The organism is Sphingobium sp. B1D7B, assembly GCF_025961965.1.
Lineage (GTDB): Bacteria > Pseudomonadota > Alphaproteobacteria > Sphingomonadales > Sphingomonadaceae > Sphingobium.
In genome coordinates, this window is sequence record NZ_JAOQOR010000001.1 from 611,355 (window position 1) to 629,985 (window position 18,631).

Here is an 18,631-nt window from a genome sequence, read left to right on the forward strand (position 1 = left end):
GACGAAGGAGTGAGTGGCAATGGCAAGTCGGGCACCGATGAATCGGACCCCCGAATGGCAGGCGATGCTGCGCCGGAGCCTGATCCGCATCGGCACCTTTGCTGGCTCGGTAGGGCTGTACGCGCTGGCGCTGTTTCTGCTGCTGGCACTGCTCAGCTACAAGGTGAGCGACCAGGCGCTGAACACCGCTGCCGGGCCGGAGACGCGCAACCTGATGGGCGTCGCCGGCGCCTGGGCGGCAGACATTCTCTTCACCTTTGCTGGCCTGCCCGCCTTGCTGTTGCTGCCCTTCATCCTCGTCTTCGCGCGGCGCCTGTGGGCCGATGCGGACATGAGCGGCTGGCGGGGGCAGATCGCCAAATGCATCGGCGGCCTGCTGCTCATCGGCACCGGCCTGTGGATTGCCCAGCCCGAACCGCTGGTCGGGCTGCCGGCCCGCTGGGGCGGCGTCATCGGCTTCCTGTTCGCCCACGGCCTCACGGCCCTGACCGCGCGCCTCGGCGAAACCGCCGACCTCATTCTGCAATGGCTACTGCTGGCGGCGTTCATTGCGTCCGGCCTGTGGCTGTGGGTCCGCAGCCTCGCGCTCGAAAAGCCGCTTTGGCATCTCGCCCGCCCCGCCCTGCCGCTGCTCTCCAGCCTTGGCTCCTTGCGAACGGCGAAAGCTGGCAGCCTGGATGTCGCCGAGCCCGAACGCGACCCGCACCCCGAACGCGAGGCGGAACCACGCCGCCCGGTGGACACCACACCCCGCCAGCCGATCACCATCCAGTCGCCGAGCAGCGCCGCCATTCCCAAGGCGTTCGGCCCCGTCTCAGGACAGGAAGATCTGTTCGGCAATGGCGCGCTGCCCTCTCCCGACCTGCTGTCGCCCGCGCCTGCCAGCGCGGTCAGCAAGATCGACCGGCCCGGCCTGGAGCGTAATGCGCGGCTGCTGGAAAGCGTGCTCGATGACTTCCACGTCAAGGGCGCGATCACCGAGGTGCGCCCCGGCCCCGTCGTCACCATGTACGAGCTGGAGCCGGCACCCGGTATCAAGGCCAGCCGCGTCATCCAGCTCGCCGACGACATCGCCCGCAACATGTCCGCGCTCTCGGCGCGCGTCGCCACCATTCCGGGACGGACGGTGATCGGCATCGAGCTGCCCAATGCTGACCGTGAATCCGTGGTGCTGCACCAGCTCATCACCAGCCAGCAGTTCGCCGAGCAGAAGGGCGGCCTGCCCATCATCCTCGGCAAGAACATCTTCGGTGAGCCGGTCATCGCCGATCTCGCCGGTATGCCGCATCTGCTCGTCGCGGGTACGACCGGCTCGGGCAAGTCGGTCGGCCTCAATACCATGCTGCTCTCGCTGCTCTACCGGATGACGCCGGACGATCTGCGCCTGATCATGATCGACCCGAAGATGCTGGAACTGAGCATCTACGACAACATTCCGCATCTGCTCTCCCCGGTCGTCACCGAGCCGGCCAAGGCCATCCGCGCGCTCAAATGGGCGGTCGAGCAGATGGAGGATCGCTATCGCATGATGGCCTCCATCGGCGTGCGCAACCTCGCCGGCTATAATGAGAAGGTCCGCGGCGCCCGTGCCAAGGGCAAGTCGCTGGGGCGCCGCGTGCAGATTGGCTTCGACGAGCAGACCCGCCAGCCGATCTACGAGGAGGAGGAGCTGGATTATCAGCCGCTGCCGCAGATCGTGGTGGTGGTCGACGAGCTGGCCGACCTGATGATGACGGCGGGCAAGGAAGTCGAATTCCTGATCCAGCGCCTCGCGCAGAAGGCGCGCGCCGCCGGCATCCACCTCATCCTCGCGACCCAGCGCCCCTCGGTCGACGTCATCACTGGCGTCATCAAGGCAAACCTGCCGACCCGCATCAGCTTCTTCGTCACCTCCAAGATCGACAGTCGCACCATCCTTGGCGAGCAGGGCGCCGAGCAGCTGCTGGGCAAGGGCGACATGCTCTACATGGCGAGCGGCAAGGGCCTGATGCGCGTCCACGGCCCGTTCGTGAGCGATGACGAGGTGCGCGGCGTCGCCGACCATTGGCGCTCCAAGGGCCAGCCAGATTACATTTCCGCGGTCACCGAGGAGCCCGAGGATGGCAGCTTCGCGCTCGATGGCGTCGATCTCGGCGATGACAGCGCCGATGCCAAGCTGTTCCGCAAGGCCTGCCAGCTCGTCTTCGAGAACCAGAAGGCCTCGACCAGCTGGCTCCAGCGCCAGATGCGCATCGGCTATAACAGCGCGGCCCGCCTGATCGAACGGATGGAAAATGAAGGCATGGTCGGCGCGCCCAACCATGTCGGCCGCCGGGAAGTGCTGCGCGACGAAATGGGCAATCCCAAGTAAGGGCGGCCCGTTGCCCCGCCCCCGGCGCGGGAACGCGCTGCGGCGCGCGGCATTCAGTGGATATTCAACGGCAGGGACCTATCCGGGCGCGATGATCAGACTTCCCAAATTCACTCGACGTTCCGCCATGCTCTCTCTGATGCTCAGCGCGCTCGCGGCACCGGCCTTGGTGCCGGCGAGCCCGGTTGCTGCGCAAGCCGCGCGGTCGAGCGATCTGGCGAGCGTCAGCACGGCGGTTCGCGGCATCACCACGCTGAGCGGCGACTTCACCCAGACCGACCGCAACGGGCAGGTGCAGAACGGCAAGCTGCTCTGGAAGCAGCCGGGCAAGATCCGCTTCGATTATGGCGCCGGCGATCTGCTCATCGTTGCCGACGGCAGCTCGCTCTACATGATCGACTATCAGGTTGCGCAGGTGCAGCGCTGGCCGATCCGCAATTCACCGCTCGGCGCGTTGCTCGACCCCAAGCGCGACATCACCCGCTACGGCAAGATCGTCGACACCGGCGATCCGCGCGTCGTCTCGGTCGAGGTTCGCGATCCCCAGCATCCCGAATATGGCGTGATCACGCTCATCTTCACGCGCAAGGCAGGCGTGCCGGGTGGGCTCTCCCTCTATGGCTGGGTGGCGCTGGATGCGCAGGGCAATCGCACCAATATTCGCCTGAGCAATCTCAAATATGGCGCGCCCATTGCCGATTCGGCCTTCCGCTGGCGCGACCCGCGCGGAACCCGCGGCCCGCGCTGATCCGGCCGCGAAACCGACGACCGGCCGCGCCACCCCCAAAGGGGCGGACACGGTCGCGATGATCTGAAAAGCTGGATGCCCCGCGAGGATTCGAACCTCGATTGACGGAGTCAGAGTCCGTAGTCTTACCTTTAGACGACGGGGCAAGAGCGGGCGCAGATAGGGCGCGGACTGCCTGCGGTCAAGGCGATTTTCCACCCTCATCGTTCGGAGCATGGCAGCCACCTTGCGTCGCCCGCCACGCACGTCTAGCGTGGTGGCAAGTCCCGGCGGAAGTCCCGCCGGAAGAGAAGGTCAAGAAGTCATGGCGCATAAGGCGACGCCCGCGCCGCGCATGGGGCAGGAGCCCGGCACACTAGTGTCCGCCGGGAGCGCGAAACAGAAGGCGCGATCCTTCAATCGTCCGCTGCCGCGCGGCAATCTCGCTGCGCTCGACCTCGGCACCAACAATTGCCGCCTGCTCATTGCGCGGCCGGATGGCGACCGCTTCGTGATCGTGGACGCCTTTTCCCGTATCGTGCGCCTTGGCGAAGGCCTTTCCGCCACCGGGCGCCTGTCGGACGCCGCGATCGACCGCACCTTGTCCGCCCTCTCCGTCTGCGCCGAGAAGCTGCGCCGCCGCCGCGTGGTCCTGGCGCGCTCTGTTGCGACCGAAGCCTGCCGGCAGGCAGAAAACGGGCGCGCCTTTGTCGACCGGGTGCAGCGCGAAACCGGCATCATGCTCGACATCATTTCGCCCCGCGAGGAAGCGCGGCTTGCGGTCCTCGGCTGTAAGGCGCTGCTGGAACGTGGCGAAGGCCCGGCGCTCATCTTCGACATCGGCGGAGGCTCGACCGAGCTGGTGCTGCTCGATGGCGATGGCGATCAGTTGCGCATCGTCGATTGGCACAGCGCGCCGCATGGCGTCGTGTCGCTGGCGGAAGCTGTGGCGGGCCATGGCGACACCGCCAGCGAGCGAGCCGCCGCCTATGCCGAAATGCTCCGGCGGATGCGCGAGGCTTTTGCCGCCTTTGCCGAGCGGCTGCCCAAGACCGGGCCGGTGCGCCTGCTCGGCACGTCCGGCACTGTCACCACGCTCGCCAGCGTCCATCTGGGCCTGCCGCGCTATGATCGCAAGGCGATCGACGGGCTGACCGTACCGGCCGATGCCATGCGGGAAATCGCCGGCCGCCTCTCCACCATGAGCATAGCGGAGCGCATCGCCCAGCCCTGCATCGGCGACGAGCGCGCCGATCTGGTGGTGGCGGGCTGCGCCATCTTGGAAAGCATCCTCGACATCTGGCCGGCAGACCGGCTGGGCGTCGCCGATCGCGGTATTCGCGAAGGGATTCTCCGTGCGCTGACGGACAGCGCCTCAAGCCGGGACCTGGGATAATGGCCAGAGGTGACAAATCTGTCGGCACGCGCGTGCGCACGGCACGCGGGCGCACGGCCCAATCGACGCGCTGGCTGCAACGCCAGCTGAACGACCCCTATGTGAAGCGGGCCAAGGCGGAGGGCTATCGCAGCCGCGCCGCCTACAAGCTGCTGGAGCTGGACGAGAAGTTCGGCCTGCTCAAGGATGTCCGCCATGTGGTCGATCTGGGCGCGGCGCCGGGCGGTTGGACGCAGGTGGTGCGAAAGGTGCTGCCCAAAGCGAAGGTCGTGGGCATCGACCTCTTGCCCATCGAGCCGCTGCCCGATGTGACCCTGCTCCAGATGGACTTCATGGCAGACGAAGCGCCCGATCAACTGATCGCGGAGCTGGGCGCCGCGCCGGATCTGGTCCTGTCGGACATGGCGGCCAACACGGTCGGCCACCAGCAGACGGACCATCTGCGCACCATGGGCCTGGTCGAAGCGGCCGCCGATTTCGCGATGCAGACTCTGCGGCCCGGCGGCGCCTTCGTCGCAAAGGTCTTTGCCGGCGGGACGGATGATGGCCTGCTGCGCCAGCTCAAGGCAGCCTTTCGCACCGTCAAGCACGCCAAGCCGCCATCCAGCCGCAAAGGGTCGGTGGAGTGGTTCGTCGTCGCGCAGGGGTTCAAGGGCCGGCAGGCGCCATAAAGACGGTTGTGCGGTTGACCCGGACCGCACAAGGGGACTAGCGCGATCTGGCCTGCCACTGCGCGGGCAAGCAGCGTCGCTCACCCGCATGGACATGCGACCAGACGCCGCGTCGGGCGTTGTGCCGGAACAGGATAGAGGAGGCGGCATGAGGTCAGGCGGCAATGGCATGTTTCGCTCCCTCTCCAACCGCAACTTCCGGCTGTGGGTCAGCACCAATCTCTTTTCCAACATCGGCACCTGGATGCAGGGCACGGCCCAGACATGGCTGGTGCTCACCGAACTGACCGATCATAGCGCCGGCGCGGTCGGCATTCTCACCGCGCTGCAGTTCCTGCCGCAAGTGCTGCTTGTGGCGGTGACCGGATCGGTCGCCGACCATGTCGACCGGCGCAAGCTGCTCATCACGATCCAGTGCTTCCAGACCCTGCTGGCGCTCAGCCTTGGCGCGCTCATCATTTCGGGGCTGGCGGAGCTCTGGCACGTCTACATCTTCGGCTTTGCGCTCGGGTGCTGCATGGCGTTCGAGGCGCCGGCGCGGCACAGCTTCGTCTCTGATCTGGTGGGGGACGAGATCATCGGCAACGCGGTGGCCATGAACAGCACGGCCTTCCAGACCGCCCGCATGATCGGCCCGGCACTGGCGGGCCTGTGCATCGCGCTGGTCGGCACGGGCTGGGTGTTCGTGATCAATGGCCTGTCCTACCTGATCGTCACCACCGGCCTGCTCAACGTGCGGGTGACACGGCATGCCTATGCGGCGGCGCAGCCGCGCGGGGTGAGCCGGCTGCTCGACGGCTTTCGCTATGTGGCCGGGCGACCGGACATTCGCACGGTGTTCCTGATGCTGTTCTTCTTCGGCACGCTGGGCATGAACTTCGGCATTTTCATCAGCGTGATGGCGGCGACCGTTTATCAGCAGGGTGCCAGCGAATATGGCCTGCTGACCTCCATCATGGCGATCGGCTCGGTCACCGGCGCCTTGCTGACCGCCCGGCGCGACCGGCCCCGGATGCATCACGCGGTCATCGGCACCTTCCTGTTCGGCTGTTTCATGACCGCCGCCGCGCTCTCGCCGAGCTACATCCTGTTTGGACTGGTGCTGATCGGCGTGGGGCTTGCGGCGCAGACCTCGCTCACCTCATCCAACGGCTTCGTCCAGTTGGCGACGGATCGGGCGATGCGCGGGCGGGTGATGGCCATCTATGTCGCGATCACCTTGGGCGGCCTGCCGCTGGGTGCGCCGCTGATCGGCTGGGTCGCCGACACCTATGGCGCGCGGGCCGCGATGGGCGTGGGGGGCGCGGCGGGCTTTCTCTCCGCAGCGATTGGCCTCAGCTATCTGATCCGCGTGCGCAACCTGCGCTTCATCTGGGATGACGAAGGACCGCGCCTGCACATGAACCCGGACCCGCATCTGCGCGAACCCGGCCCGGCGGTGCTACCGCCAGATCGGGCGCTTTAGGAGCGACGCTCCCTCCCCCGCGCGGCGCGGCGGGAAGGAGCGCGTCTAGTCCTCGTCAGCCCCAGACCTCCTGGGCAACCTCGGCGACCAGTTCCATCTTCGCCTTCTGCTGGTCGAAGGCGATGTCATTGCCGTGGACGGTCGAGGCGAAGCCACATTGCGGCGACAGGGCAAGCTGGTCGAGCGAGGCAAATTTCGTCGCGTCGTCGATCCGGCGCTTCACCTCATCCTTGGTCTCCAGTTCACCCAGCTTGGTGGTGATCAGGCCGAGCACGACGATCTTACCCTTGGGCAGGAAGCGCAGCGGCGCGAAGTCGCCCGACCGCGCATCGTCATATTCGAGGAGGAAGGAGTCGATATCGACCTCATTGAACATGATTTCGGCGACCGGTTCATAGCCACCCTCGGCGGCCCAGCTGGAGCGGAAGTTGCCCCGGCACAGGTGCATCGCCGTGAACATGTCATCCGGCGCGGTGGCCAGCGCATCGTTGATCATCTTGGCATAATGGCGCGGCAGATCATCGGGATCGAGGCCGCGCTTGCGGGCATTCTCGCGCTGCTTGTCATCGCACAGATAGGCCAGGTTGGTATCGTCGAGCTGCAGATAGCGGCAGCCGGCATCGGCGAGATCGGCGACTTCCTCCTGATAGGCCGATGCCACGTCCGCGAAGAAATCGGCCATGTCGGGGTAGACCGCCTCGCTGATCCCTTCACGCCCGGCGCGGAAATGCAGCATGGTGGGCGAGGGAATGGTCACCTTGGGCGTCTCGCTCACCACGCTGGCGAGATATTCGTAATCCGCCCGCTGGATCGGCTTGGCGTGGCGAATTTTGCCCGTCACCACCATCTTGGGCGGCGCGAAATGCACGTCCTTGCCGATCGCATTCTGGAACTGCACTTCCATGCCGCCCTGCTCCTCGATCCCGTCGAGCTGCAGCAGGAAGTCGGTGTGGAAGAATTTACGGCGGAACTCGCCGTCCGTCACCGCCTTGACGCCGACGCTCTCCTGGAACGCCACGACATCGGCAATGGCCTTGTCCTCGATCGCGCGCAGCGCGGCAGCGTCGATCTTGCCGGCGGCATGATCGTGCCGGGCCTCGATAAGCGCCTGCGGACGCAGGAAGCTGCCGACATGGTCGGCGCGGAAAGGGGGTTTGGACGTCATGGCAGTCTCCAGCTCCAACCGGCGCAACGCACGCCGTACGAAACCCTCATATAAAGGATTCTTTATATATAGGAAGCTTTATGTGACAAACCGACACGCTGAGCCGACAAACGAAAAAGCCCGGCGCAAGGCCGGGCTTTCCTGGGATGCTGCGAAGAGGGCCAAGCCGCTCAGGCGCGCGCCTTCGCAGGCGCTTCCGCGATCTCCTTGGGCCGCAGCACGATGTGGCCGACGGCGGTGTTGGAGGCCGGAACATGATAGAAACGATGCAACGCCTCCACCTCGGTGCCGAGCGCGGCGCGCATGATGAGCCACATGATGAGCTCGATGCCCTCAGTGCCCGCCTCGCGCAGATATTCCAGCCGCGTGATGGCGCGCAGCTCATCGGTCTCGCCGACGAGCTTGTCCAGAAAGGCATTGTCGAACTCGGGATTGATCAGCCCGGCGCGCGGCCCCTGCAACTGATGGCTCATGCCGCCAGTGCCCCAGATCTGCACGTTGAGATCCTCGGGATAGGTTTCGACCGCATAGCGTATCGCCTCGCCCAGCGCCCAGCAGCGCGCGCCCGAGGGCGTCGGGAACTGCGTCACGTTCACCGCAAGCGGAATGACCTTGCACGGCCATTTGTCGACCTTGCCGAACATCAGGCTGAGCGGAACCGTGCAACCATGGTCCACATCCATATTGTTCATCAGGGTCATGTCGAACTCGTCGATGACGAGTTGCTCGGCCATGTGCGCCGCCAGCTCGATATGTCCTTCGACCACGGGCACGTCGCGCTTGCCCCACCCTTCGTCGGCCGGCTCGAATTCCTCGGCCATGCCGAGCGCGAAGGTCGGCACCACGTCCAGCATCATCGCGGAGGCATGATCGTTGTAGCAGAGGATGACCACGTCGGGCTTTTCTTCCTGCTCGAAGGTCTTCACCCACTCATAGCCATCGAAGATCGGCTTCCAGTAATCGTCCGTCGAGCGCCCGGTGTCGAAGGCCGCGCCGATGGCGGGGACGTGGCTGGTGGCAATGCCGGCAGTGATCCGTGCCATGTCAGTTGCCCTCCCGCTTGGAGCGCTGGCCAGTCGGCGAGCGACCGCCGGACCGCATCATCGCGGCATATTCGTCGGGCGTCATGTTGGTCATCGAGCTCACCGCGCGCTGCGTGCTCCAGCCGTCTGTATTGGAGAGCTTGACGAGGAAATAGATGTTGCCGCCCAGATCGATGAGCTTGCTGAAATCGCGATCCTGCACGGCGCGCTTCTGCTCTTCGCTCATCTTGAACTTGTCGAGATAGGCGCGCTCATGGTCCTTGAACTCGGCGCGGTTGCCTGCATCCATCAGCGACATGCAGAATTTGTGCAGGTGATAAGCCTCGCGCGAACGGCGGGCATTGAACACGGTCGTGCCGGGAATGTCTTCCAGCTCGCTGAGCGGATAAAGGCGAGTGCGCATGGCGGACCTTTCGATCGGTCGAATGAAGAATATAATGGAAGGCCTGCGCCTTTCCAATGGCAGAGGCCCTTGTCATTGTGCGCCTGCGAAATCAAGCGGGGTGATGCTGTCGGACGTGCGGATTGGCCCTGCCTGCAGCGCAAAATCGAATGAGAACACCTCGCCTTCAAAAGGATACGCAAGCCCCTCCTCCAACGAGGAGGGGAGAAGGTCGCCTCAGTCCGCTGTGCCTTTTGCTAATCCCGCCCCGGCTTTCGCGGCCGTGCGCCGCCGGTGGGCCGCTTGGCACCCGGGCGCGCGGCTGGCCCGGCCGGCTTGGCCCCCTTGCCGCGCGGCTTGGGCGGCCCCTTGAAGCGCTCGGGCTTGTCCGGCGCGCTGCGGGAGCGGCGTTCGCCGCGGCGGGCCTTGCGCATGTCCTTGGCGTGCGCGGTCGACGCGCGCTTGTCGGCGGCCTTGCGGTCGGAGGCGGTCGGCTGGATGTCGATCTCCAGCGGCAGATCGCCCTCGTTCACGTCAAAGCCCAGGCTCGCCAGCGTTTCAGCGAAATGGAAGGGCGGCTCGGCCTTCACGTCGAGCGGAGAGCCATCGGGATGGTCGATGCGGATGCGCCGGGCGTGCAGGTGCATCTTGCGGCTGATCGATCCGCTAAGGAACGCCTCCTTGCCGCCATATTTGCCGTCGCCCACGATGGGGTGGCCGATCTCGGCCATATGGACACGCAGCTGATGGGTGCGGCCGGTGTGCGGCTGCAGCTCCACCCACGCGGCGCGGTTGCCGGCGCGCTCGATCACCCGGTAGCGCGTGCGGGCGGGCAGGCCGTCCTTCTCATCGACATGCATCTTCTCCCCGCCGGTGCCCGGCTGCTTGGCCAGTGGCAGATCGATGAAGCCGTCCGAGACGGATGGCACGCCCATCACGATGGCCCAATAGACCTTGCGCGCTGTGCGGGACGAGAAGCTCTTGGCGAAATGTGCGGCGCTGCGCGAGGTGCGGGCGAGCAGCAGCGCACCGCTGGTGTCCTTGTCCAGCCGGTGGACGAGGCGCGGCCGGTCGTCGCGCTCGAACATCAAAGCATCGAGCAGTCCATCGACATGCTCGTGCGTCTTGGTGCCGCCCTGCGTGGCAAGGCCCGGCGGTTTGTTGATGACGATGGCCTGCGCGTCGCGATGAATGACCAGACCCTCGGCAAAGTTGATCTGATCCTCGGTCAGGATGGGGCGCGGGCGGGGTGCCTTGCCCGCTTCCTTTGCCGCAGCGACATCGAGCGGGGGCACGCGCAAGGTCTGCCCCTCGGCAATGCGGTCGCCCGGTGTCGCGCGGGCGCCATCGACGCGCAATTGCCCGGTCCGCGCCCAACGCGAAACGATGGCGAAGCTGGCTTCCGGCATGTGGCGCTTGAACCAGCGGTCGAGGCGGATGCCATCGTCCTCGGCGCGCACGGTGAACTGGCGGACGCCAGCAAGATCGGTCTTGCTCATGCCGTGGCACTCCGCATGAGGGTAAGGCCAAGCGCCAGCGCGCCGATGGAGGCTGCAACGGAGAGCAGCACATAGCCGAGCGCGTTCAGCGCTTCGCCGCGCTCGATCATCAGCATCGTCTCCAGGCTGAAGGCGGAAAAGGTGGTGAAGCCGCCGAGTACGCCCACGGCGACCAGGAGCCGGATCTGCTCGCCCTGCTGGCCCTGATAGCGCGCGGCCAGCCAGCCCGCGACAAGGCCCATGGCCAGCCCGCCCAGCACGTTGGCGGCGAGCGTACCCCAGGGATAGCCCGGCCCCATGATGCGCAGGCTCGCGCGTCCCAACTGGTAGCGCAGGGCCGCGCCGATGGCGCCGCCGATCATCACGAGAACTGTATTGAGCATGATCCACGCCCTAGCCGCTTTTGCGCAACAGGCAAATGGGCGTTCGGTGGCGAAGCCTTGGTGGCCAGCCTGCTCAGTCGGATGGCGCCAGCAATCCATCCCGAGCCAGTGTCCAGTCGATCTCGGCAACGAGCCTTGTGTAGCGCGGGTCTTCGACACTGCCGTAGCGCGCGGCGAAGGCGGCATCGCTCAGCCCCTCGTCGTTCTGAAGCAGGGCAGGCGGCAGCAGTCGTTCCTGCGTCGCGGTCGCCAGGCGTTGCGCGACGTCCTGCGACCGACGCGGATCGCCAGCGGCCTGCGCGATCTGGAAGCCGGAGCGGTCCGCCGCCAGATCGACGAAGGAGAAGCCCGAGGCGGTGCCGGTCTGGAATGCCGACGCGGCAGACAGGCTGTCCGCTAGTTCCTTCCATTCGCCCATCGCGGATGAAAACTGCACACCGGTCTGCGCAGCCAGCGCAGCGGACAGCGCCCAATGCTTGGGGAGGTCGTCCCGGCCATGGAGCGTGATTGCCGCCGCAGGCGACGGACAGCGGCGCGTGGCGCTCGGTTCCAGCCCGGCCAGTTGCCCGGCGCGCGGATCGACTACCAGCATCGCCAGCGCCACAAAGCCCGCCCGATTCGTTTCCGCCGTCGCGACTTGGCCCGGGGGGAAAGCGCGGCGGACCTGTATGGCGAAGTCGCTTTGCGGATCGCGCGCCTGCAGCGCCACCAGCGCGCAATAGCGATCGAGCACCTGCGCGCCGTCTATCGCGTCACCGCCAGTAAACTGATCGAGCAAGCCGGTCTTGGGCGGCAACTGCACCGCCGCCATCACCGCGCCATTGCGGATGGAGAAGCGTTGGACGACCGTGTCGAGCGGCGGGATCACGGCGCCGCGCAGACGCAGCAGCTGACGCAACCCCTCCAGCAGCAGCCGAGTCGGATATGCCGGCAACGAGACCGCGCCGATGCGCGCCTCTACTTCGGGAAATCCGTTACTCGGGCCGCTTACGACCAGACCGACATTCAGCCAGCGCCCCAGCGGCAGGGCATGGCTCGCGGCGACATGAAGCCGCTCATCGTGGAGATAGAGATCAAGCCGGTCAGGGCGGAAGCCATGGGTTGCGAGCGCGCTCAAGCCATCGAGATGAGTGGGCGTGAGGGTGAGCAGGCTGACACCGCCCGGCCGTTGCCTGCTGGCCTGCAACTGCTCGATCGCGGCCCGACCGGCACCGACCTGCAGAGGGGTGGGCGTGGGGCGTGCGTCGGCAAGGGGCGCCCCGCTGGTGAACAGCACCGCGCCGATGAGCACCGGCAGGACGAACAGGACAAAGAGGATCGCCAGAACACGCCAGACCTGCTCCCGCGGGCTACGGCCTGCCAATCCCATCCACGAGCCAGAGGCACGCTTGCGCTGCATCGCGTCCCCTATCCGTTACGACTGCCCTCTTCGCCTATCGCGATGAGCGCAACCCGCAGACTCGTCAGCCGGCCACCGTCATCAGGCGCTTTTCACCGGCGATTCGCAACATGGCGCGCTGCAGTTTCTCGAACGCACGAACCTCGATCTGGCGGACGCGCTCGCGACTGACGCCATAGACCTGGCTCAGCTCCTCGAGCGTCTTGGGCTCCTCCGCAAGGCGCCGCTCCTGCAGGATATGCCGTTCGCGGTCATTGAGGTCGTCCAATGCATCGAGCAGCATGTCGTGCCGCACGTCGCTTTCCTGCGCGTCGGCAATCCGCTCATCCTGCAACGGCCCCTCGTCCGCCAGCCAGTCCTGCCACTGCCCTTCGCCGTCATCGTTCATCGAGACGTTGAGGGATGTGTCGCCGCCCATGGCCATGCGGCGGTTCATGGAAATGACGTCATCTTCCGAGACACCGAGATCGGTCGCGATCTTCGTCACATCCTCGGGGCGCAGATCGCCATCCTCGAAGGCTTCGATCTGGTTCTTCATGCGCCGCAGGTTGAAGAACAGCTTCTTCTGCGCCGCCGTGGTGCCGATCTTCACGAGGCTCCACGAGCGCAGGATGAATTCCTGGATCGACGCGCGAATCCACCACATCGCATAGGTGGCGAGGCGGAAGCCCCGGTCCGGTTCGAATTTCTTCACGCCCTGCATCAGCCCGATATTGCCCTCGGAGATCAGCTCGGAGACGGGCAGGCCATAGCCGCGATAGCCCATGGCGATCTTCGCCACGAGTCGCAGATGGCTCGTCACCAGCCGCGCCGCAGCCTCCGGATCGCCATGCTCCTGATAGCGCTTGGCGAGCATATACTCCTCCTCGGGCTTGAGGAGCGGGAACTTGCGAATCTCCGACAGATAGCGGTTCAGGCTCGCATCGCCGCCAAGCGCAGGGATCGTTGCAGGGAGATTACTGCCGTTACTCACGAAACTTCATCCTTCTGGAGCGCGCAAACAAGAAGGGGCATCGCGCTCATCCTTATACGCAAAGATGGCTGAACAGTTGCTGCATGTCATCCGTAATCGGGCTTTCAAAGCTGAGAGGCTGGCTTGTGACCGGGTGGATGAAGCCCAACCGGGCCGCATGAAGCGCCTGACGATGAAAACCGAGTTCAGCGAGCAGCGCCTTGTGGATGCCGCCACGGGCATAGACAGGATCGCCCAGCAGGGGATGACCGAGATGGGCCATATGCACGCGCACCTGATGGGTCCGTCCCGTCTCCAGCCGGCATTCGATCAGCGCCGCCCGGTCCAGTCGCTCGAGCGTGCGATAATGGGTGATGGCGTGCTTGCCGCGCCCCTCGCGCTGCACCGCCATCTTCTTGCGATCCGCATCCGAACGGCCGATCCACTGATCGACTTTGCCGGAAGGCGGCGTAGGCCGCCCCTGCACGATGGCGAGATAGCGCCGGTCGATACTGTGATCCTTGAACTGGCGGGCCAGCCCCTCATGTGCCTGATCGGTCTTGGCGACGACGAGCAGACCGGAGGTATCCTTGTCGATGCGGTGGACGATGCCGGGCCGCGCGACCCCGCCAATGCCGGAGAGCTGCCCGGCGCAATGGTGGAGCAAGGCATTGACCAGCGTGCCATCCGGATTGCCGGCGGCGGGATGCACCACCATGCCAGCCGGCTTGTCCACCACGATCAGATGCGCATCCTCATGAGCGATCACCAGATCGATCGCCTGCGGTTGCGCCTCGGCGGGGATCGCCTCCGGAATCTCTACGGCAAAGGCCATGTCGGCCTTCACCTTATAGGCCGGATCAGCCGCCGGGCGACCGTCCGGCCCGGTCACTTGCCCTGCCAGGATCAGCGCCTTCACGCGCTCGCGCGACAGGGCTGGCAGCACGCTCGCAAGCGCGCGGTCCAGTCTCATGCCGTGCTCGGCCTGCGTGATCAGCGCCGTAATGCTGGTAACCCCCATTTCCACGGCCTAATATCTGGGGATGGCCGTGCACATATCAAGACCGTTGCGCGATGCGATCCGCGCGCAGGCGAAGGCTGCCGCCCCGCTGGAATGCTGCGGCCTACTGATGGGCCAGCGCTTGGCCGGCGCGGACGGCGGGACGACCATCACCATCACCGAACTTCGCGCTGCCGCCAATGTCGCAAACCAGCCCGAGCACCGCTTCGAGGTCGATCCGGCCGTGCTCATCGCCGCGCATCGCGAGGCGCGGCAGGGCGGACCGGCTATTGTCGGCCATTATCATTCGCATCCCCATGGCGAGGCCGTCCCCTCGGCGGTCGATGCGGCCATGGCGGGGGCGGCGGGCGAGATCTGGCTGCTCGTCGACGCGCGCGGCGACCTTCTGGCCTGGCAGGTTGTCGCGTCAGGCCGCATCCATGGCGTTTTCGATCCCGTCGAACTGGTCGGTTCGCCGCATGGGCGGCTTGCACCCGCGCGCCCGCAGCGCCATGAGGGCACGGCCATCGCCTGAAGAGAGGATATCCCCGTCTTGGTCAAATCCACCGCGTCCGACTCCATCGATTTCGCCAGCCTGCTCTGCTCTCGCCTGTGCCATGATCTGCTCAGCCCCGTCGGCGCGCTCAACAACGGCATCGAACTGCTTGCCGATGAGACCGACCCGCGAATGCGCGAGCAATGCCTCACGCTGCTGGCGGACAGTGCCCGGACGACGGCCGGCAAGCTCAAATTCTTCCGCTTGGCCTTCGGAGCCGGGGGCGGATATGGCGAGGCCATTCCCGTGCACGAAATCCGCTCTGCCGTGGAAGGCATGTTTCCGCCCGGCGGCAAGATCTCGCTCGACTGGATGATTGCCGGGGACAGCCTCTCCAAGCCGGCCGCCAAGCTGCTGCTCAATCTGGTGCTGTTGACCGGCGAAGCCCTGCCGCGCGGCGGCGTGATCGCGATCGGCGCGGAGCAACAGGGCGGAACGACCGAGATTGCGGTGCGCGGCGAAGGCGCACGCATCACCTTCGACCCCGCCATTCGTGCCGGGCTGGAAGGGCATGGCGATCTGACCACCCGCACGGCCGCAGCCGTGATGATCCGCACGGTGGCGACCGAAGCCGGCGGCGAACTGATGATCTCCGGCGCCGACGAGCCCCACCTGCTGTTCGGCGCGCGCCTGCCGGCTTGATCCCGCCTGTGTGAGAGCCCGACCGGCAGGTCTTAACCGGGCTTTCACGACTTGGCCCCAAAGGTGTCGCCGCGTTAACCACAGGCGGCGGCATGGACGAGATCATCGGGGAGTTCATTGCGGAAACTCTTGAAACGCTGGAGGTCCTCTCCGGCGAAGTCGTCGCGTGGGAAGCGGACCCGACCGACAAGTCTCGCCTCGACGCGTTTTTCCGGTTTTTCCACACCGTCAAGGGAAGCTGCGGCTTCCTGAACCTGCCCCGTTTCGAGCGGCTGGCGCATGGCGCCGAGGACGTGCTGGCAGCCATCCGGCGCGGCGAACGGCTGGCCGATCCCGCCACCGTCACGGCTGTGCTGGCGGTTATGGACCGAATCGGCGCGCTGGCGCGTGGTCTGGGCGGCGAGCCCGTCCCGGATGAAGCCGATGATGACGGGCTGCTGGATGCCCTGTCACTCCGATCCGGCGGCTTCGAGCTCTTTCACCCGATCGCCGCGCGTGCCGCAACGATGCCGGCCCCGCCCCACGAACCGCCCGCGCAGCGCGCGGACTCGCTAGAGACACCCGCTCCCGCGATGCCCAGCCCGCAGCAACCGACCGCCCCGCCGCGCGACAAAGCCCCGCGCACGATTCGGCTGCCGTTGGCGCTCATCGATCAGCTGATGAACGGCATCTCCGACATGGTGCTCGCCCGCAACGATCTGGCGCGCCGGATGCGTGACCATGGCGTCGCGCCGGATGTGGAGAGCAGCTTCGAGCGGATGTCGACCAATGTCGCGGACCTGCGCGACATGATCAGCAAGACGCGCATGCAGCGGGTCGACCGCCTGTATGCGGCCATCCCGCGCATGGTGCGCGACCTCAGCCGCGAACTGGGCAAGAAGGTCACCGTGACTCTCGACGGCGGCGATGTCGAGATGGACCGCGAAATGATCGAGATGGTCGCCGACCCGCTCACCCACATCGTCCGCAACGCCCTCGATCACGGTCTTGAGTTGCCGGCAGACCGCATCGCCGCCCGCAAGCCGGACGTCGGGCGGCTGAACATCGTCGCCCGGCAATCGGGCAACCAGATCGTCATCGAGGTGGCCGACGACGGGCGCGGCATGGACCGGGCCGCCCTGGTCGATCGGGCGGTCGCGGCCGGACTTGTCACCGCTGCCGAGGCGGCCGGGATGAGCGACGCCGAGAAGCTGAACCTGATCTTCCTGCCCGGCCTCAGCACGGCGCGGGAGGTGACCTCCATCTCCGGGCGTGGCGTCGGCATGGATGTCGTGCGGGCCAATATCGAGCAGATCGGCGGCGTGATCGACATCACCACGACGCCTGGCGACGGCACGGTGATCACCATGCGCGTGCCCCTGACACTGACCATCATTCCGGGCCTGATCGTGCGGTGCGGCGGGCAGACCTTCGCCATGCCGCGTGGCAATGTCGTGGAACTCATTCACGAAAACAGCAACATGGTCTCGATCGAGGAGGTCGCCGGCGGACGCATCGCGACCATTCGCGGCGAGCGTCATCCGGTTGTGACGCTTGAGGACGTGCTGGGCCTTGCCCGTCAGGCCGAAGCGAACGGGCCGCGGACCTTGATGGTCATTCGCTCCTCGGCCGGGCAAAATTATGTGCTGGGTGTCGAAACCGTCGACAGCAATGAGGAGCTGGTCATTCGCCCGGCCTCACCGGTGATCGCATCCGCCGGGGCATTTGCGGGCATGACGCTCCCCGACAACGGCCAGCCAATGCTGCTGCTCGACGCCACCGGGCTCTTCCAGATCGCGCAATTGCCCGTGGTCGATGCCGACAAGGCGCGGCGGGATCATCACAGCCAGGAACCGACCGAGGCCATCGATACCTTGCAGGTGCTCTTCTATCGCGACCGGGATGGCGTGGAACGGCTGATGCCGCTGCCCATCGTCGAGCGCGTCGAGGAACTGGACTGTACGCAGATCGGGCGCTCCGAGGGACGGGCATTCGCGCGGATCGAGGAGCGCCTGCTGCCGGCGCTCAATGTCCGCCCGGATGAGACCGGTGTGCTAAAGGCCATGCGCCTGCACGATGGGCGCGATCTGCTCATCTTCCTCATCGAAGAGGTGCTCGACATCCTGGAAATCCCCGCCCGGCTGGAAGTGCCGATCGGCCGGGGACGGATCGCCGGCCTGGTGCTGGTTGGCGAGCAGCAACTGGAGCTGGTCGATCCGTTCACCCTGTTTGAGGAGGTCGCGGCCCGCCCGGCCTCTGACGCTGCCGCGCAGGCCGTGCGCTGCATGATCGCCGATGTCGAAGACCCGTGGATGCGCAACATCCTGGCGCCGCTGCTCGTTCAGGCCGGCTATGACGTCGTTCTGGGCGCCGCAGGCGACGCGCCGCCCGATGTTGTGCTATGTGGAAGCGGACATGCCCCGGCGCTCATGGGCGTTCCGGTGCTTGCCCTGCGGGAGCAGCCGCAATTGCCGGCCGACCCCAATGCGCCCCCCTCCATCTACCGCTATGATCGCGCCGGGCTGATGGCGGCGATTTCCAGCTTCGCACGGAAAGCCGCATGACCGACTCGCTGTTCCTGTTCGCATCCATCGCGGGCGCCCCGATTTCCGTGCGTGCCTGTGCCATCGAAGCCGTGGTGCGGCTGGGGGATATCGTCCCCGTGCCCTTGGCGCCTGCGCACGTGCGCGGGCTCGCGGCGCTGCGCAGCCGTGTGCTCACGGTAATCGATCTGCAATCGCGCATCTTTGGCAAGGCGGGGGATGCACAGACCGCACCGCTGGCGATCGTCGCGGACATTGCCGGGCACAGCTATGGTTTCCTCATCGATGCCGTGACCGATATCTGCCAGGCGCAGGGCGGCGTGCAGCCATTGCGCGGCCGCATCGATCCTGCGTGGCGGCCATTCGTTTCCGGCCTCGTCGATTATGATGGCCGCAGCCATCTTCTGCTCACGCTCGCCGATTTCACCAACGCCCCGTCTGGCGCGCTGGCCGCGTGAGATATTTAACGAATTTACCAA

Annotated in this window: 17 protein-coding genes and 1 tRNA gene; 9 read left to right on the forward strand and 9 right to left on the reverse strand. The window is 66.1% G+C overall.

Annotated features, from left to right (window positions below):
• The first annotated feature begins 19 nt into the window (after positions 1 to 19).
• Positions 20 to 2,350 (forward strand): FtsK/SpoIIIE family DNA translocase, encoded by a 2,331-nt coding sequence (locus M2336_RS02860; RefSeq protein ID WP_264573887.1) that lies wholly within the window; start codon positions 20 to 22, stop codon positions 2,348 to 2,350.
• 139 nt (positions 2,351 to 2,489) lie between these two features.
• Positions 2,490 to 3,098 carry a LolA family protein gene (locus M2336_RS02865; protein WP_264573888.1) on the forward strand — a complete coding sequence of 203 codons (609 nt, stop codon included), beginning with the start codon at positions 2,490 to 2,492 and terminating at the stop codon, positions 3,096 to 3,098.
• 72 nt (positions 3,099 to 3,170) lie between these two features.
• On the opposite strand, the gene M2336_RS02870 is transcribed toward M2336_RS02865, so the two are convergent.
• Positions 3,171 to 3,244, reverse strand: a tRNA-Gln gene (locus tag M2336_RS02870).
• 158 nt (positions 3,245 to 3,402) lie between these two features.
• Between M2336_RS02870 and M2336_RS02875 the strand changes: the two genes are divergently transcribed.
• From M2336_RS02875 to M2336_RS02885, 3 genes are all read left to right on the forward strand, one after another.
• On the forward strand, positions 3,403 to 4,473 hold the full coding sequence (locus tag M2336_RS02875) for a Ppx/GppA phosphatase family protein (protein WP_264573889.1): 1,071 nt from the start codon (positions 3,403 to 3,405) through the stop codon (positions 4,471 to 4,473).
• On the forward strand, positions 4,473 to 5,144 hold the full coding sequence (locus tag M2336_RS02880; protein WP_181561204.1) for an RlmE family RNA methyltransferase: 672 nt from the start codon (positions 4,473 to 4,475) through the stop codon (positions 5,142 to 5,144). Before M2336_RS02875 ends, M2336_RS02880 begins: the two co-directional genes overlap by 1 nt.
• A 148-nt stretch (positions 5,145 to 5,292) precedes the next feature.
• Positions 5,293 to 6,609 carry an MFS transporter gene (locus M2336_RS02885; protein WP_264592542.1) on the forward strand — a complete coding sequence of 439 codons (1,317 nt, stop codon included), beginning with the start codon at positions 5,293 to 5,295 and terminating at the stop codon, positions 6,607 to 6,609.
• A 55-nt stretch (positions 6,610 to 6,664) separates the two neighbouring features.
• On the opposite strand, the gene M2336_RS02890 is transcribed toward M2336_RS02885, so the two are convergent.
• From M2336_RS02890 to M2336_RS02925, 8 genes are all read right to left on the reverse strand, one after another.
• On the reverse strand, positions 6,665 to 7,774 hold the full coding sequence (locus M2336_RS02890; protein WP_264573891.1) for a 5-methyltetrahydropteroyltriglutamate--homocysteine S-methyltransferase: 1,110 nt from the start codon (positions 7,772 to 7,774) through the stop codon (positions 6,665 to 6,667).
• Positions 7,775 to 7,944: 170 nt separating this feature from the next.
• Positions 7,945 to 8,817 carry a class III extradiol dioxygenase subunit beta gene (locus M2336_RS02895; protein ID WP_264573892.1) on the reverse strand — a complete coding sequence of 291 codons (873 nt, stop codon included), beginning with the start codon at positions 8,815 to 8,817 and terminating at the stop codon, positions 7,945 to 7,947.
• A gap of 1 nt (position 8,818) precedes the next feature.
• Entirely contained in the window at positions 8,819 to 9,220 is a 402-nt protein-coding gene (gene ligA / locus M2336_RS02900; RefSeq protein WP_264571743.1) for a protocatechuate 4,5-dioxygenase subunit alpha, read from the reverse strand.
• 236 nt (positions 9,221 to 9,456) lie between these two features.
• Positions 9,457 to 10,698 (reverse strand): RluA family pseudouridine synthase, encoded by a 1,242-nt coding sequence (locus M2336_RS02905; protein ID WP_264573893.1) that lies wholly within the window; start codon positions 10,696 to 10,698, stop codon positions 9,457 to 9,459.
• Positions 10,695 to 11,081, reverse strand: a complete 387-nt coding sequence (gene crcB, locus M2336_RS02910) for a fluoride efflux transporter CrcB (protein ID WP_264592543.1) — start codon at positions 11,079 to 11,081, stop codon at positions 10,695 to 10,697. The genes M2336_RS02905 and crcB overlap by 4 nt, the downstream gene beginning before the upstream one ends.
• 73 nt (positions 11,082 to 11,154) lie before the next feature.
• Positions 11,155 to 12,480 carry a hypothetical protein gene (locus tag M2336_RS02915; protein ID WP_264573895.1) on the reverse strand — a complete coding sequence of 442 codons (1,326 nt, stop codon included), beginning with the start codon at positions 12,478 to 12,480 and terminating at the stop codon, positions 11,155 to 11,157.
• A gap of 64 nt (positions 12,481 to 12,544) precedes the next feature.
• Positions 12,545 to 13,453, reverse strand: coding sequence for an RNA polymerase sigma factor RpoH (gene rpoH / locus M2336_RS02920; RefSeq protein WP_264573896.1), 909 nt, complete (start codon positions 13,451 to 13,453; stop codon positions 12,545 to 12,547).
• A gap of 52 nt (positions 13,454 to 13,505) precedes the next feature.
• Positions 13,506 to 14,453 (reverse strand): RluA family pseudouridine synthase, encoded by a 948-nt coding sequence (locus tag M2336_RS02925; RefSeq protein ID WP_413715983.1) that lies wholly within the window; start codon positions 14,451 to 14,453, stop codon positions 13,506 to 13,508.
• Positions 14,454 to 14,475: 22 nt separating this feature from the next.
• Here M2336_RS02925 and M2336_RS02930 point away from each other — a divergent pair, with 22 nt between their 5' ends.
• From M2336_RS02930 to M2336_RS02945, 4 genes are all read left to right on the forward strand, one after another.
• Positions 14,476 to 14,967: a M67 family metallopeptidase gene (locus M2336_RS02930; RefSeq protein WP_264573898.1), complete on the forward strand. Its 492-nt coding sequence runs from the start codon at positions 14,476 to 14,478 to the stop codon at positions 14,965 to 14,967.
• Between the two features lie 9 nt (positions 14,968 to 14,976).
• Positions 14,977 to 15,630 (forward strand): histidine phosphotransferase family protein, encoded by a 654-nt coding sequence (locus M2336_RS02935; protein WP_264574939.1) that lies wholly within the window; start codon positions 14,977 to 14,979, stop codon positions 15,628 to 15,630.
• A gap of 92 nt (positions 15,631 to 15,722) precedes the next feature.
• On the forward strand, positions 15,723 to 18,173 hold the full coding sequence (locus tag M2336_RS02940) for a chemotaxis protein CheA (protein WP_264573899.1): 2,451 nt from the start codon (positions 15,723 to 15,725) through the stop codon (positions 18,171 to 18,173).
• Positions 18,170 to 18,610 (forward strand): chemotaxis protein CheW, encoded by a 441-nt coding sequence (locus M2336_RS02945; RefSeq protein ID WP_264573900.1) that lies wholly within the window; start codon positions 18,170 to 18,172, stop codon positions 18,608 to 18,610. The genes M2336_RS02940 and M2336_RS02945 overlap by 4 nt, the downstream gene beginning before the upstream one ends.
• Positions 18,611 to 18,631: the final 21 nt, after the last annotated feature.

Coding starts and splice junctions, on each gene's coding strand:
- M2336_RS02940 (WP_264573899.1), top strand. CDS start 15,723: ATGGACGAGATCATCGGGGAGTTCATTGCGGAAACTCTTGAAACGCTG.
- crcB (WP_264592543.1), bottom strand. CDS start 11,081: ATGCTCAATACAGTTCTCGTGATGATCGGCGGCGCCATCGGCGCGGCC.
- M2336_RS02905 (WP_264573893.1), bottom strand. CDS start 10,698: ATGAGCAAGACCGATCTTGCTGGCGTCCGCCAGTTCACCGTGCGCGCC.
- M2336_RS02860 (WP_264573887.1), top strand. CDS start 20: ATGGCAAGTCGGGCACCGATGAATCGGACCCCCGAATGGCAGGCGATG.
- M2336_RS02890 (WP_264573891.1), bottom strand. CDS start 7,774: ATGACGTCCAAACCCCCTTTCCGCGCCGACCATGTCGGCAGCTTCCTG.
- M2336_RS02915 (WP_264573895.1), bottom strand. CDS start 12,480: ATGCAGCGCAAGCGTGCCTCTGGCTCGTGGATGGGATTGGCAGGCCGT.
- M2336_RS02865 (WP_264573888.1), top strand. CDS start 2,490: ATGCTCAGCGCGCTCGCGGCACCGGCCTTGGTGCCGGCGAGCCCGGTT.
- M2336_RS02880 (WP_181561204.1), top strand. CDS start 4,473: ATGGCCAGAGGTGACAAATCTGTCGGCACGCGCGTGCGCACGGCACGC.
- M2336_RS02930 (WP_264573898.1), top strand. CDS start 14,476: ATGGCCGTGCACATATCAAGACCGTTGCGCGATGCGATCCGCGCGCAG.
- M2336_RS02875 (WP_264573889.1), top strand. CDS start 3,403: ATGGCGCATAAGGCGACGCCCGCGCCGCGCATGGGGCAGGAGCCCGGC.
- M2336_RS02925 (WP_413715983.1), bottom strand. CDS start 14,453: ATGGGGGTTACCAGCATTACGGCGCTGATCACGCAGGCCGAGCACGGC.
- M2336_RS02885 (WP_264592542.1), top strand. CDS start 5,293: ATGAGGTCAGGCGGCAATGGCATGTTTCGCTCCCTCTCCAACCGCAAC.
- M2336_RS02945 (WP_264573900.1), top strand. CDS start 18,170: ATGACCGACTCGCTGTTCCTGTTCGCATCCATCGCGGGCGCCCCGATT.
- ligA (WP_264571743.1), bottom strand. CDS start 9,220: ATGCGCACTCGCCTTTATCCGCTCAGCGAGCTGGAAGACATTCCCGGC.
- M2336_RS02895 (WP_264573892.1), bottom strand. CDS start 8,817: ATGGCACGGATCACTGCCGGCATTGCCACCAGCCACGTCCCCGCCATC.